This is a genomic window from Pedobacter sp. AC379, assembly GCF_979258145.1.
Genome location: NZ_OZ409839.1, coordinates 1,604,664 through 1,621,055, shown reverse-complemented (window position 1 = coordinate 1,621,055; position 16,392 = coordinate 1,604,664). Strand labels below are relative to the sequence as shown.

Genomic DNA, 16,392 nt, shown 5'->3' with positions numbered 1-16,392 from the left:
ATGGTGATTAAAATGTTGCGTTTAAACCAAAGGTGACTGTGAACGACTGTGGGTAAGTGCCATAATCAAAACCCGGGGTAAGGTTGCTCGGCCGCGATGAAGCTTCCGGATCAAGCCCGGTATAACCGGTAAGGGTTAACAGGTTTTGGGCCGATGCATTTAAACGCAGTTTCGATAAACCAATACTTTTAAGCATTTTATTAGGGAAATTATAGCCCAGCTGAACGGTTTTTAATCGCAGGTACGACCCATCCTCTACCACTCTAGATGAGTAATTTGCGGCAGCCATTCCACCCGCCCTAAACAGGTCGTTGTTCTGGTTGCCCGGCGTCCAGCGGTTTTGGAATGAAGCGTACTGGTTAAGGTTTGGATTGGTTACAATACCGCCTTCAAAAACGTAACGGTTGGCATTGATGATGTTATTGCCGTAAGACCATTGCAGGAAAACACCCAGATCCCAGTTTTTATAACTAAAATTATTGCTGAACCCGCCCGTATGGATCGGTAAACCCCTACCTATAATGGTGTAATCGTTATTGTTTACCACCAAATCACCATTTAAATCTTTGTATTTAATATCGCCAGGTTGTATTGATGTTCTGGTTGAGCCATTGGTGGTAACATTTGGTTTTAACAGGAATGTACCGTTAGGCATTTTATCAAAATCAGCGTACTGGTAAACACCATCAAAAATCAGCCCGTACATTTCGCCAACTGAACGGCCCTTAACGGATATATATGGAGATAAACTGGTGTAGGTGGTATTAAAAAATGTACCGGAACCTGCAAGCAGTGAGTTTTGCCCCTCGGTTAATTCAAGAATTTTGTTCTTGTTGAAACTGATGTTGAAATTACTCGTCCAGCGGAAATTCTTGGTCTGAATATTTGTACTGTTCAGGGTAATTTCCAAACCGCGGTTTTCTAAACTACCAATGTTTTTAAATCCCGTTCCGCTTTGTACCCCACTTGCATAAGGCAGCTGCGCATTCAGCAACAAATCGTTAGTTACCCTTTTATAAACATCGGCGGTTAAGCCAAGTCGGTTTTTAAAAAAGCTCAGGTCCAAACCGATATTGGTTTGTGTATTTGTTTCCCATTGCAAATCGTAATTGCCAGATGCTGTAATTACCGAGCCAATGGCTACAGGTTTCCCGTTGAACGAGTACCAGTACTGTGTGTTGCCCAGGTTTAGTTGAGGCAGGTAAGCAAAATCGCCAACACGGTTATTGCCAGATTCGCCGTAACCAATCCTCAGTTTACCATCAGATAACCAGGTGGCTTCTTTTAGAAAAGATTCCTGACTGAAACGCCATCCGGCAGATGCCGAAGGAAAATAGCCCCAACGCTTGCCCGGAGCAAACTTCGACGATCCATCTGCCCTGAAACTGGCCGTTAACAAATACTTGCCTTTAAAATCATAATTGAGCCTACCCAAAAAGGATTGCAGGGTCCAAACCGAGCTGCGCGAATTTACCACTGTATTGGCTGCCGGCACTAAATCAAGCGCATCAATACCCAAACTTTCATTGGTAATTTGCGAGGCATAAATAGAGCGGTAAGAACTTTTGCTCCGCTGTGCAGAGTAACCCGCTAAAACTGTTAAATTGTGGTCTTTATTAAAAGTGTTTTTATAAGTTAATGTGTTATCATTTAACCAGTTAAAAGCGGGACTGGTGGCATAGGTGCCGTTAGGTCCTGATGAATTCCATTTACTTCCCGATTGTGTTAAAGCATTATTAAAAATATTGGTTTCGGTATTGGCGTTTGTTATCCCTGCAGCTACCCTTAATTTTAATTTTGGTGTAAAAGCATACTCAGCATAACCATTGGCAACCATAGTGGTGGTTTTATACATGGTTTTCTGGTTTTCTAAACTGATTAAAGGATTTACACGGTAATCCTGGTTATTTGCCAGCTCGTTTGTAGGGTCGTAAAACGAATCAAGCAAATCTGTATTCTGATCTCTGCCCGAAATTGCCGCAGCAGGCCTGTAGCCCCAAACTGAATACAACAGTACCGAAGATGCATAAAAATTGGTTGCAGAAATCGGTGTACCGAAAGTTTCGCTATAGGCATAATTTACGTTTACGCCTGCTTTTAATTTATCGGTAACCGTTTGATCGAGCACAAAACGGCCTTGGTAACGTTTAAATCCACTATACTTTACAATCCCTTTCTGGTTGTTATAGTTACCAGAAATAGAGTAGGTCGTTTTATCATTTCCACCTCTCAAGGCAATATCATGGTTTTGGTTCTGCCCGTTCTGAAAAATATAATCCTGCATATCAAGGCTCGAAACATTCTGGTAATCATTTATGGTAACACCGTTTTTTAAATACACAGAATCCGCAAAAACAGGATTCAGTTCTTTCACGTATTTCACAAACTCAAAGGCATTCATCACCGGAATTTTTTCTGGCGATTTCTGCGTGCCGTAATAGGCGTTATAACTAAGTTGTGGTTTGCCTGCCTTGCCCCTTTTGGTGGTAATGAGTACAACCCCGTTAGAGCCTCGCGCACCATAAATGGCGGTTGCCGAAGCATCTTTTAACACATCGATACTTTCAATATCAGAAGGGTTGATGGAGTTTGCATTGGCATCTTCTGAAGGGAAACCATCGATAACGTACAACGGCGAATTATCTTGCGAGATAGATCCGGCACCGCGGATAACAATGTTTGCCGTTGCACCCGGTTGGCCATCACTGGTTGATACCTGTACCCCCGCTACACGGCCGGCCAACGCCTGGTCGAATGATTTAACAGGAGCCTGTTCCAGATCTTTCATGTTTACTGAGCCTACAGCACCTGTTAAATCGGCCCTTTTGGTTGTTCCGTAGCCCACAACCACAACATCGCTCAAACCCGTAACAGAAGATTTTAATACCACATTAACCGTGCTGCGCGTGCCAACCGTTACCGCTTGGACAGCATAACCCACATAGTTAAACACCAACTGATCTGTTGCCAGTGCCTGAATTTTAAACCGGCCATCAGCATCTGTTTGTGTGGTGGTTTTACTTCCTTTAACACTTACCGATACGCCGGGCACTGTTTGTTTACTTTCATCGGTAACTACACCAATAACGGTTTTGCTTTGGGCAAAAACAGTAACATGGCCAAGCAGTAAGAAAGTGAGTAATAATAAAAGCTTAGGGAAAAGATGTGCATACACCGGCGTGCCTGCTCCTCCCGGGATGTAGAGTTTACTCATAATTGTTGGTTAAATTGGTTATTAGGTCTGTTTGTTAGGTTTAGCTTAAAAAAAGCATTCACCGCAGAACAAACTTATAGCATAGCCCATTTTTTAGGGGTATAATTTTCTAAACATTTAGGGGTAAAATTCTAAATATTTGGCAAAAATGCTTTTAAACCATAATTTAGATTGCCAATAACAACTATAACCAATTATCCCATGCCCAAAGCCATCCTAAAATATTTGTGCTGTGCAGCCCTGTTTTTAGGATTTGTGACACCCGGAAAATGCCAGCAACCCATCCTGTTTGATCACCTTGGTATAGAAAAAGGCCTGTCGCAAACTTCAGTACTGGCCATTTGCCAGGATAAAAAAGGATTTATGTGGTTTGGTACGCGGAATGGCTTAAACCGTTACGATGGTTACAACATAAAAGTATATCAATTTTTGGAGGCCGATCCCCTTTCCATATCGCATAACTACGTTGTAAGCCTACTTTCTGATTCGCATCATAACTTATGGGTAGGTACTGATGCTGGCTTAAATAAGTACAATGAAAGAACGGATAATTTCGAACGCATTGCTGCAGGTCCAAATGGCATTAGCAACAATATGGTTAACTGCATTACCGAAGATAAAAATGGAAATGTTTGGCTTGGCACACTCAACGGATTAAATTTACTTGTAAACGGAAACCTTAAAAAGATCAAGGTTTTTTTTAAAGATAAAATATACCATAACATCAGAACCGTAAAGCAGGATAGTGAAGGAAATATCTGGATTGGTACCTCTAACGGCCTATTAAAAATGACCGCTAAAAACGGTACTTATCAAACCGCTGTTTTTAAAAATGAGAGCAAAGCTGGCGATATCAGCGAAAATTACATCACCGGTATTATAGAAGATAGCCAGCACAAACTGTGGTTTAGTACCCAGGATAATGGTTTGAACTTGTACATCCCCACTACCAATACCTTTCAAAATTTTAAACATTCCGATAATCAGCCGCATTCGCTCGTAAACAACACCATCCGCACCATGGCTTTAGATGATGCCGGTAAATTGTGGATAGGTACATTGGATGGGATCAGCGTAATGGACACCCAGAACTTTACCTGTAACAACCTGCAGTACGATCCCGATAACAAAAAGAGCCTTTCGCAAAATTCCGTACACCGGTTATACAAAGATCAGAATGGCTCTATCTGGGTGGGCACTTATTTTGGCGGTGTTAACATAAACTATCCCTATACCACCGCATTCACCATTTACAGCACCAGCAAAAATACCTCAAGCGTTAACAACAATGTGGTAAGTGCTTTCGCAGAAGATGAACATCAAAATTTGTGGATTGGAACCGAGGGCGGCGGATTAAATTATTTTAACAAGCTGACAAAAAAATTCACTGCTTTTAAAAACGATGGCCGCAGCAATTCGATCAAATCCAATCTAATTAAAAATACAATACTCGATAAAACCGGTAAACTCTGGATAGGCACACACTCTGGCGGACTTAATGTTTACAACAGCAGCAACCACAGTTTTAAACGTTTCGATTTTAGTGCGAAACAGGAAGATGTGCCCGATGAGATTACCGCCGTGGCCGAAGATAAAAATGCACGCCTTTATGTAGCCACCCAGCGTAACGGCATTAAAATTTCGAATCCCGAAAAAACCGTTTTTTACACTTTTGGTCTGCCCGCCGTTTTTTCAAACGCAGCAATAGTTAAGGCTCTTACCGTAACCGATCGCGTTTACTTTGGCACCACAAGCGGTTTTAGCATTTACAACATTGAGAAAAAAGAATTCTACACCCTGTGCGATGCAAAAACAAAAAAACCTTTGGATTATTATGTAAACGGTATTGCCGAAACAAAAAATAAAGAAGTTTACATCTGCACCAACAACAGGGGGCTGGTGCAGTACAACCAAAAAACGAACAAAGTAATTTACTACACTGTTAAAAATGGTTTACCAAACGATAATGTACTGGGCCTTTTAGAAGATGACAATGGCAACCTATGGGTAAGTACCGCCAACGGTTTATGTATGTTTAACCGCGAACACAAAACCTTTAAAAACTATACCGTTGCCGATGGCCTGCCGGGAAATGAATTTAATACCAATGCTTTTTTTAAAAGCAGCAACGGCGAAATGTTTTTTGGCGGTTATAATGGCTTCATCAGCTTTTTCCCCAACCGCATACAAACGAACAACAAGGCCGCAACAATGGTCATAACCGGTTTAAAAGTTGATAACAAACCCATAAAAATCAATGCCGAAGATGGCCTGCTTGATGAAAATATAGACTCAAAAGATCAGCTGGTTTTTTCCAGCCATCAAAATACTTTTAGTTTAAGTTTTGCCTTATTAAACTTTATAAAACCTGAAAAAAACCGCTTTTCATATAAGCTGGAAGGCTTTGAAAAAAGCTGGAACGATGTAAATGTACCAACTGCAGCTTATACCAATCTGCCACCGGGCAATTACACTTTTATGGTTAGGGGCGTTAACAATGATGGCATTCCGGGGGCCAATATACGCCGGATCAGCATTACCGTAAATCCACCTTTTTACCTTACCTGGTGGGCATACCTGGTTTATTTCTGCATTTTTGCTGCCATATTTTTCATATTTGTACGCTATTTATTAATTAAAGCGGTACTTAAAAAAGAAAAAGAAATAAATGAGCATAAACTTGAGTTTTTCACCAATATCTCACACGAAATCCGCACGCCATTAACGCTTATTGTTGGTCCGCTTGATAAATTGATCGAAAATGCTAAAGATGATCCTGCCCTGAACAGAGATTTACAGCCGATTAAAAATAATGCCGACCGCTTAATGAACCTCGTTACCGAACTGCTCGACTTTAGAAAGGCCGAGAGCGGAAAAATGGCATTGCACGTTAGTCCGGGTGACGTAGTGAAATTCTGTAGAGAAATCTTTCTGGCGTTCCAGAATATGGCGATTGCTAAAAATATAGATTACCAGTTCGAAACTGCAAAGCCTAAAATTGAACTCTATTTCGATAAAGTTCAAATGGAAAAAGTATTGTTCAACTTACTTTCAAATGCCTTTAAGTTTACGCCTGCAAGCGGTAAAATAAGTTTAAAACTTACTGAAGAACATGATTCCGTACACATTCAGATCTGCGATAACGGCAAAGGCATTCCGCTAGAAAACCAGGCAAATTTATTCACTAATTTTTACCAGGCCAACGCCACTACAACCATTGGTACCGGCCTGGGTTTATCGTTTTCTAAAAGTATTGTAACCTTGCATCACGGTGAAATTACTGTAGAAAGTTACCCGAGGAACGAAAAACCATTTGGCCATACCTGCTTTACGGTAAGCTTAAAAACAGGAAAAGCACATTTTGATCCGTCTGAATTTATAGCAGATTATGTTTATTACGACGATGCCACAAACTATAACCTTGGCACACCCACAGTAGCAACAGTACAAACCATTCAGGCAAACACTGCTGTTGATGCCGTTGAAATTAAGAAAAAATACAGCATTTTACTGGTAGAGGATAACGAAGATGTAAGAACATTTATCAAACAATCCTTAAACGGAAATTACAAGATATTTGAAGAGGAAAATGGAGCAACCGGGCTTGCATCTGCGTTCGATCTGATTCCCGATCTAATCATCAGCGATGTAATGATGCCTGTGATGGATGGCTTGGAACTGTGCCGGAAACTTAAAACCGACGAAAGAACGAGCCATATCCCTGTGGTATTATTAACAGCGAGGTCGGCCTATGTGCACCAGGTAAACGGGTTCGAAAACGGTGCAGATGCCTATATCATGAAACCATTTAACCTAAAAATACTGGAACTTAACATTCAGAACCTCTTAAATGCACGAGAAATCATAAAAAAGAAGTTTGCACAGGTAATTACGCTCGAGCCGAAAAATATGGTCATTAATACCACCGAGCAAAACTTTTTAAATAAAATTATCCAGGTGATAGAAGATCGCATTGCCGATCCTGATTTTGATGTACCCACACTTGCATTAGAGATTGGCATGAGCCAACCTGTACTTTACAAAAAAATAAGGGCACTGACTGATCTATCCGTAAACGATTTTATTAAATCACTCCGCATTAAAAGGGCCGCACAATTATTAAAACAAGGCTCAGGCAACATCACCGAAGTTGCTTATGCCGTAGGCTTTAGCGATAGGAAATACTTTAGCTCAGAGTTTAAAAAATTTTTCGGCAAAACGCCAAGTGAGTTTATCAGCAACAATTAAACAAGTAGCATTTTGGTAACATGTACTTCATAGTGCACCCATTTTTAAAACTACTAAGGCATGGTACATTTAATCAAAAAGCTGATGAAGCATAAAAGCGCAGAGTTCAACGTTTTGCTGCTCAAAAAAGATTTTGGCACCCGGTGAAAAATACGCGTTGTTAACTTCTTTACTGTAAATATTTTCCACCTGTGCTGAAGCGGATTGGTCTGCGCCAATGCTTAAACCTGCCCGATTTATTGAACAAACAATTTGCAGGGCAGCAGCATAGTAAAAAACAAACATCCATGCCTCAAAACTGCTCTAACTCTTGCAAATAAAAGGTAGATCCCTAAACTCCATTTGTACATTTCATAACATTGGATTCGTGGACATTGCAAAGCCCTGCCCCCTTAATTTTTAATATTTGATATTGTTTAATTGGTCGCCTACAGGTGTAAGCGGAGTCAAAGACTATTCAAAGCGAATTTATAATGGGGCCCAAAGTAACTATTAACATAAAATCTACTGCGACTTCAAAACTCCACCTCTAAGGAGAAAATATCCAACTAAACGCACAAGAAGCTAACATTTAAGTGCTCGCTAAAAAAATATATTTAAGTGCTCGCTAAAAAAATATATTAAAAAAGCGGACTGATCAACGATAGTCCGCTTTTCCGATATCAAAACATACTTAATAACCTTGATTCTGGTACATTTTAACAGGATCCAATTTCACCTCATCAAATGGAATAGGAAAATACCTGTCTTTTGCAGTTACATTGGCCAGTTTGGCAATACCGTACGATGATTGTGGTTTCGCTTTTAGATAAGTAACCAACTCCGCAGCAGTAAAATTCCTGATTAAATCAAACCATCTCTGGTGTTCAAAAGCAAACTCTACCCTGCGCTCGTGTAAAATGGCAAGTTTCAACGTTGGGTATTTAGCAGCATAACTGGCATCTGTTTTGGCTACCGCATATAATGGCATTCCTGCCCTTGCCCTTACCATATCCAAATACTGAATAGCCACTGCATCATTGCCCTGCAACATATTTACTTCCGCAAGCATTAAAATCACATCAGCATAACGCATTAAAATCCAGTCGTTACCGCCATAACCAGCATTTGTTGCTAGCTGACTCACATCGCGGAATTTGGTGATAAACCAGTCTTTTACAATCTGATCATTGGCAAATTTAACAGAGAAATCTTTTCTTAAATCGCTTGTTTCGTATTCATTAATCAGATCAAGTTTTACATTGCCACCAATCCCTGTAGATGGCTTAAGCGAATTGATGGTTTCGCCTTTGGCCTGGTTGTTTGCAGCAATGCTCGAACTAAAGTTAATATCGCCCTGCTTATTGGAAATCTGAAAAATCAGTTCCTTACAGGTTGTTTTCTTCGCCACATCAAATACATCGGTATACGGAATTTCTGATAGGTTTCCGAAAGCTTTCATGTTGTAAGCTGCCGTTAAGTAAGTATTGGCATTGCTCAGGTTTTCTGTTTTATTTGCCGTAAGCGTAGTAGCCATGGTTAAATAAACCTTTCCTAAATAGGCGTTTATTGCCGCTTTTGAAGTTCTGCCTACGTTCGCTCCTGTTTGGAAATTCGGCAACGTACTATTTAGGGCATCTTTTAAATCAGATACAATTTGGTTATATACATCTGCTTCAGGTACGCGGAAAGTATTTTCCTTAACCTCTTCGGGCGTGCTAAGCTGTTTGGTTTCCACAGGCACCGGTCCCCATTTCCTTACCAGTTCGAAATACATAATCGCCCTGATAAACTTGGCCTCAGCTTTATAATTTTCTTTGGTAGCCGCATTTGCAAAAGCCACTTTATCAATAGAGGTAAGCAAAACATTGGTTCTTCCAATGGCTTCATAAAGTGCTAACCAATGGGTCTTTAAATAGGAATTACTAGGTAAAAGTGAAAAATCATTAAACTGGAAAGGTTCACCTGCATTACTCTGGTTATCGTTCCTACCCGCATCATCCGAACGCTCATCAGTAAACAAACCGCTGTTTTCGCCCAGGGTGTTGCTGCTTCTTAACGATTGATAAACACCATTAACCGCTAGCAATACATCGTTTTCTGTTTTATAATAATTTTCTACAGCAATGGCATTGGGGTTTCTTTGGTTTAAAAAATCTTTTTTACAGGCACCCAAACTTAAAACAGTGCTTAGGGCCAATACTTTATAAATATGTTTTTTCATTTCTTTAATGCTAAAAAGTAAGTTTAATACCAAGGTTATAAGTTCTTGCCAATGGGTAGTTTCCATAATCTACACCAGGGGCAAGGTTGTTGCCTGCGCTATAATCCACCTCAGGATTATAACCTTTATAATCGGTTATGGTAAATGCGTTATCTACACTGGCATATACGCGTATATTGTTCACCTTAAGCGTATTGGCCAATTGTTTTGGGAAACTATACCCTAAAGTTATATTGGTACACCTAAAATAAGATCCATCCTGAATATAGAAAGATGATAAACGGGTGCTGTTACTTTGCGTACCTGCACGCGATGCACGATAGTTTAAACCACTGCCGGGATTAGCTTCATTTCTGTAACGATCGGCAACTTCTACATATTGGTTTCCTGAGCCTTCAAAGTTGTACAGGTAATAGTCCTGTCCATCTAAAACCTGGTTCCCATAAGATCCATTGAAAGATGCCCTCAAATCGAACGTTTTGTAAGAGGTATTTAAGGCAAAACCATAGGTGAATTTTGCATATGGTGTACCGATTACTGTTTTATCAGCATCATTTACAATACCGTTACCATCGGTATCCTGAAAGTACAAATCGCCGATTTTGGCCGGGTTTGTAGAAGAAGCAGATGGCGCAACCTTACCCAAATTATCGGCAGTAATCCTACCCAGCACCTTAAAACCATAAAACATACCAATTGGCTGCCCCTCTTGTGTGACGTGTGTAATGTACGAACGCTCTGCACCTGCTGTAAATATGGTACTGTTACCACCCATATTTAAAACCTTGTTCCGGTTTGCAGCAATGTTTCCACTTAAGCCAAAGGTAAAATCTTCGTTCTGGATAATTTTGCCATCAACCTGCAAATCGAAACCCTTGTTACGCACCCTGCTGTTACTCAGATTGGTTAATACCGATGAAGTGCCGGCAATGGCCGAAAGCGGCTGGTTAAACAATAGGTTGAAAGAATAACTCAGGTAATAATTCGCCATGATTGAAACACGGTTTTTGAACAGACTGATATCGGTACCAAAGTTGAACTGAGAGGTAGATTCCCATCCTAATCCTTTATCCTGAATACTGGCTGGCCAAATGGCGGTAGAAATTGCACTCCCGAAAACTGCACCACCCGGTGCGGTTAGCTCTTGCTGTGTGCGGTAATCCTGTATGCTGTTATTGCCGCTTAAGCCCCAGCTTGCCCTTAGTTTAACTCTTGATTGTTCGCCCAAAAAGTTATTGTAAAAACTTTCGTCAGATAAATTCCAACCCGCAGCAATTGAAGGGAACACCCCGTATTTATTTAACGGACCAAACCTCGAGGAACCATCACGACGGAAGGAACCGGTTAAAAAGTATTTGCCCGCATAATTATAGCTGAAACGGCCAAAATAAGAAAGTAAAGTGGTAACTGTTTTGCCTGTTCTGCTACGGTCTAAAGTAAAAAACCCGGCATCAGCTCCTTTATCTGTAATTTCACCTATATAATCATTTTGGAAACCGCTTGCTGCTACCCTGATCTGATCGCTCGATGTATGCTGTGCAGAGTAACCTCCTAAAACATCAATACTGTGTTTACCAAAAGTTTTGTTGTAATTTAAAGTAAACTCTGCCAATTGATCTACCTGACTAAGCGTTTGCGCAATTGCATTTGCAGCCCTTATTGATTCAGGAGAATAAGGAGCCGTATTGCCACTACTTAAGCTTGTAGGCAAATAATAATCATATTTCTCGTTGTAGGTTTGTGTACCTAAGTTAGCCTTAAAATTAAGTCCATCTAAAATGGTATAAGTAGCATTGGCATTATAATTACTCCTGTTGCTCTTTCTGGTGATTTTTAGTTGCTCAACCGTTGCCAAAGGATTTTCAGGATTCTGAATACCGTATTGAGAAGCTAGTGCCCCCATTCCAAACTGAACAGGATTTCCGTTTGCATCTCTTGCAGGCAGAAAAGGCAGATAAATTAATGCCGACATCATCGGACTTAAGTTATAACGTCCTTCCTGTACCTCTCTGTTATCGTTTTTTGTGTAAGCAATGTTTGCACCAACACGCAAACGCTCGCTCACTTTACCATCGATATTACCCCTAAAGTTGGTTACCTTTTGGTTGGTGTTCGTTACTATACCGTCATTGTTCTGATAACCACCGCTTAAAAAGTATTTTACATCTTTGGTACCACCAGAAAATGAAAGATTATGGCGTTGAAAAACTGCATTGCGGTAAAGTTCGTCCTGCCAATCGGTGTTGTAGGCAGCAGGGATGGCCTGTTGTGTACTAAAATTATAAAGATCAGCCGGAATGCTTACACTACTTCCATTACCTACATTCGTAATACGTGTAGCGTTGCTATCACCAAACATGGAGTCGTTCCAGGTTTTGCCCGCATTTACCCATAAATCTTTATAGGCATTGTTACGCCCGTCAATTAACAGCTGGATAAACTGGTTGGCATCCAATAATTTTACTTTTTTAGCCAACTGAGAAATACCACCCTGAACATCGTACTCAAATTTTCCTTTCCCATCGGCACCTCTTTTAGTGGTAATTAGCACTACCCCACCCGATGCTCTTGAACCATAAATGGCAGCAGAAGCCGCATCCTTTAAAATGTCGATGGTTTCAATATCCTCCGGATTGATGGATACATTGTTTCCTGCCGGATAACCATCAATTACATATAAAGGCTCGGAACTGGCGTTGATTGAACCAACACCCCTTACCCTTATTTTGGTACCCGAGTATGGCGCACCACTGGTTTGCGATACCTGCACACCAGCAACCTTACCAACCAGTGCCTGGCCAACAGTAGGCGATGTAAGGTTCATTTCGCTGGCTTTAACACTGCTGATGGCTCCGGTTACATCAGCTTTTCTAATTTTCTGGTAACCAATGGCAACAACCTCATTAAGGGTATTGCTGCTTTCTTTTAATATAACATTGATATTGGAGCGGCCGTTAACCACAACTTCCTGATTAGTGTAACCAATATAAGTAAATACCAATATGGCACCATCTTCTACATTAATGGAGTATTTACCATTTGGATCGGTAACGGTTGTTTTTTTCGTTTTCTTTTCAAAAACACTTACACCAGGTAAAGGTTGGTTATTTTGATCGGTAACTGTTCCGCTTACGTTGGCAAATGCCTTATTGTGCAAGCCAGAAACAGCCACATTATGGTTTATTGCTATTGCGCCGGAATTACAGATGGCCAGTAAGCCTAAAGGCAAAAGCAATTTCCTGCAAGCACTTTTAATACTTGCGGTTAAAAAAAATGATGTCATCTTTTTGTTCTTAGTAATGGTTTTGAATTATAATTGGGATTTTGTTTTAAGTAGATTGTAGATGTTCACATTTACATAGGCTGATCCTTTTAAGGTTAACGAGTAATTTTTTGAGCGTTCTACAGCCGCAAAAGTATAGCTGTACTTTTAACACTATGTATCCCTGATGTTAACTCTCTACACCAAACAACACAGGTACTTTAAATTAATATTAAGGACTATAGACAGCTCCTAAATCGGTTTACTATAGGTCAAAGTATAACAACCTCTTAATGTTTCTTTAACGGCTGAAGTTTAACTTTGCTTCCAAAATTGTTCGAATGAAATTCCTTTATCCGCTTTTAGTAGTCTGCCTGTTCTGTCAAGGCTTATCTGCACAGGATCTGCCACAACAGTCTTATCAGTTAACCAAGACCAGAAATGAAGTACAGTATAAAAATTATTACCTGCTTACGCTTTTCCAGCAATTGCCCGGGCTACGCAAAATGCTCAGCACAGATACAGCGCTTAACAAGCGCTACAACTTAAAAACAGAACAAGTAAACGAAGCAGTTAAAACCTGCAAAACAGATATTGCCTGTTATGCCAGGGCTTTAAAGTTTACCGATGCGGAAATTACGAGTATCGGGAACCGGTTGGCCTTGCTCTATACCGAAAATAATCTATTGGGGAGTTTGGTAAAAAAACATCTCATCCCGTCAGGTTGTTATGCCATGTTAGCCAAAGAACAACACAAAACCCTTTTAATTAAAGCCTGGGAACAAGATGCTCATGCCATTAATTATGCAATTGGTGTTTATGTAGAGGGAAACAAACCCAATTACCCGAAAATAGACTCAATCAGCTTTAATTTAAAGGATAAAGAGTTTGCAGAACTAACCTCAGCCAATGCATGGTTATCCTTACAAAACAATAATAAGCTTTTTTTCGAACCCGAGATGGCATTTGCGTTGGAAGCATTAGAACTAAATGAACGCGATGATGCCGCCGATTACGAGCCAATGGCCAAAGGTGTAAATCTTGCCGCCATTAACCAGATCAAAAAAACAGATTGGAAGAAATATCCTTACAGCGTAATCCTGGTGCCGGGCGCTGGTCCAGAGGAAAGAGAGGTTGCCCTTAGCCCTGGCGGAATGATCCGTTGCCGCTTAGCGGCAATACAGTATAAAAAAGGCGTAGCGCCATTTATCGTGGTATCGGGCGGTCGCGTTCACCCTTATAAAACCAAATTCAGCGAAGCTTACGAAATGAAGAAGTTTTTAATGAAAACCCTTCAGATACCCGAAAGCGACATTATTATAGAGCCCCATGCCCGCCATACCACCACCAACCTGCGTAACTGTGCCAGACTGATGTTCAGATACGGGATACCGGTAGATAAACCCGGTTTAGCCTGTACCGTAAAATCGCAGAGTTATTATATCACCGATATTCTGCTCCAACGCTGTAAAAAAGAGCTTGGCTATTACCCTTATAAAAATGGAAAACGTTTAAGCGATACCGAGTCAGAATTCTACTTAAATACAACATCCTTACAAATAGATTTTGATGAACCTTTAGATCCTTAGTATATGAAAACATTAAACCCAATCCTGGTGTTGATCGTGATGTTTTTTGTGGGCAGATACAACAATACAGATGGAAAAATTACCAAAACAATTACAGTTGATTCACTAGGCGCCTGCCAGGGTATTTCTTATCAGAATGGACGGTATTTTCTTTACGGCGATAGAGAAGTGGGTGTTATGCGAGGGTATAAGCTCCAGAAAGACTCGTTGATTTACCAGCATCAGGAATACAGGTTCACCATTAAAGGCGAAAATATCATCAAACATCCCACTGGTATTGCTTACCACAAGGGCTTACCCACGTTTGTAGGTAATTCGGTAAAGCAAAATGCAGAAGGTACGGTGTGGAAAGCGGTGATAAACTGTATCAAATGGCAAGGTTTTTTAAAGACGAAAACATTGGACGGAAATTTATTTAAAACCATTGAAGATGATGCCTGTATCCAGGGTACGCGACCAGAATATGTAAATTACAAAGGGAAGTGGTTTGTCGCAACAGCCGATTATGGAAATAAAGCCAATGAGGTGCGTTTGTACAATCCCGCAGCTTTATCAAAAGCCAATAAAACAAGTGAAAAGGGCATCCTCTTTAAAAAATTTACCTGCTCACCATGGGTACAGAACTTACATTATATTGCTGATAAAGGCATTTTGGTTTTAATCCAGAACCAAATTGAAGGACGCAAATGGAGACTGACCTTTGTAGATCTCGAAAAATCCATAATCAAAGGGCAAGAAGTTGTTTTAAATGTGATTGATACCGACAAAGCGGATGAACTGGAAGGTTTCACCTTTACCAATAAGACTGAAAAAGGCATTGCCGTAAGCTCTTCACGCAAAAACAATGTGAGTTTTATGGACTTCGGGTTTGGCGGTTAGCGCTAAATGACAAACCTAACAATTAAATAATTTGCGAATAGTCTGGTGCGAAGCGATAGCACAGCACTACCATGACACATCATCCTATCGGTTGGTGTTTCACCGGCCGAAATTGTGCCTTCAGAATTAGAAAATGAAAGGCTTGTGGTTTTTGGCGGTATGCAGTCCCGCCATCGCGTATTCCGATGAAGGATCGCAACCGCTGCTGTCGGGTTTACAAACCAGGGATTTGCGCACACTGCACCCTCGAAAAATAATACTACCTTGTCCATTTAGCCCCCTGTTGAAGTATTACCGTGCAGCGACAAGGAATGAGTAAGCGAAGCGTATAAACGTAAAACGGGAAGAAACTTAATGTATTGTACAGCCCCCGCGCTCCAAATACTAAAAATCTATTCATTTCACCAGATTTTCTCTTACCGAAGCAACTAAACAGCCTCCCTTCTTTACTTTCCTTTTACACATCTTCGCCGTATCTTTATGTAATTAAAAAAAGGAAAGATATATGAATACTGAAAAAGCCATTCTTGCAGGCGGCTGCTTTTGGGGAGTAGAAGAACTGATCCGTCATTACCCTGGCGTTATTTCAACTGTCGTTGGATACACTGGTGGTGATGTTCCCAATGCCACTTACCGGAATCATGGCACGCATGCCGAAGCGATTGAAGTTACCTTTGATCCGACTGTTTTAACTTACCGTCAATTATTAGAATACTTCTTCCAGATCCACGATCCAAGCACCCGTAACAGACAAGGAAACGATGTGGGAGCCTCTTACCGCTCAGCTATTTTTTTCAATAACGAAGAACAGGAAAAAACCGCAAATGAACTAATCTCAGAATTGGACGCTTCTGGAAAATGGCCAGGCAAAATTGTAACCGAAGTAGTACCTGAAACCGATTTCTGGAACGCAGAAGAAGAACACCAGGATTATTTGCAGAAAAACCCTTACGGTTATACTTGTCACTTCGAAAGACCAGACTGGAAATTGTAGACA

7 protein-coding genes are annotated in these 16,392 nt (G+C 40.6%); 4 read left to right on the top strand and 3 right to left on the bottom strand.

Annotation, left to right across the window (positions count from 1 at the left end):
• Window positions 1-7: 7 nt before the first annotated feature.
• The gene (locus ACZZZW_RS07175) at window positions 8-3,214 is read right to left on the bottom strand and encodes a SusC/RagA family TonB-linked outer membrane protein (RefSeq protein WP_463492704.1); all 3,207 of its coding nucleotides are present in this window, start codon (window positions 3,212-3,214) and stop codon (window positions 8-10) included.
• A 201-nt stretch (window positions 3,215-3,415) separates the two neighbouring features.
• Between ACZZZW_RS07175 and ACZZZW_RS07170 the strand changes: the two genes are divergently transcribed.
• The gene (locus ACZZZW_RS07170; protein WP_463492703.1) at window positions 3,416-7,462 is read left to right on the top strand and encodes a two-component regulator propeller domain-containing protein; all 4,047 of its coding nucleotides are present in this window, start codon (window positions 3,416-3,418) and stop codon (window positions 7,460-7,462) included.
• A gap of 673 nt (window positions 7,463-8,135) precedes the next feature.
• Here the strand turns inward: ACZZZW_RS07170 and ACZZZW_RS07165 are convergent.
• Both ACZZZW_RS07165 and ACZZZW_RS07160 read right to left on the bottom strand, forming a co-directional pair.
• On the bottom strand, window positions 8,136-9,665 hold the full coding sequence (locus ACZZZW_RS07165; RefSeq protein ID WP_463492702.1) for a RagB/SusD family nutrient uptake outer membrane protein: 1,530 nt from the start codon (window positions 9,663-9,665) through the stop codon (window positions 8,136-8,138).
• Window positions 9,666-9,675: 10 nt separating this feature from the next.
• Complete coding sequence (locus tag ACZZZW_RS07160) at window positions 9,676-12,948, bottom strand: SusC/RagA family TonB-linked outer membrane protein (RefSeq protein WP_463492701.1); 3,273 nt, start codon at window positions 12,946-12,948, stop codon at window positions 9,676-9,678.
• A gap of 320 nt (window positions 12,949-13,268) precedes the next feature.
• Between ACZZZW_RS07160 and ACZZZW_RS07155 the strand changes: the two genes are divergently transcribed.
• The 3 genes from ACZZZW_RS07155 to msrA all read left to right on the top strand — a co-directional run bounded on the left by ACZZZW_RS07155 (window position 13,269) and on the right by msrA (window position 16,389).
• The gene (locus ACZZZW_RS07155; protein WP_463492700.1) at window positions 13,269-14,516 is read left to right on the top strand and encodes a YdcF family protein; all 1,248 of its coding nucleotides are present in this window, start codon (window positions 13,269-13,271) and stop codon (window positions 14,514-14,516) included.
• Window positions 14,517-14,519: 3 nt separating this feature from the next.
• Complete coding sequence (locus ACZZZW_RS07150; RefSeq protein WP_463492699.1) at window positions 14,520-15,395, top strand: hypothetical protein; 876 nt, start codon at window positions 14,520-14,522, stop codon at window positions 15,393-15,395.
• Between the two features lie 505 nt (window positions 15,396-15,900).
• Window positions 15,901-16,389 (top strand): peptide-methionine (S)-S-oxide reductase MsrA, encoded by a 489-nt coding sequence (msrA, locus tag ACZZZW_RS07145; protein WP_055911409.1) that lies wholly within the window; start codon window positions 15,901-15,903, stop codon window positions 16,387-16,389.
• Window positions 16,390-16,392 lie beyond the last annotated feature (3 nt).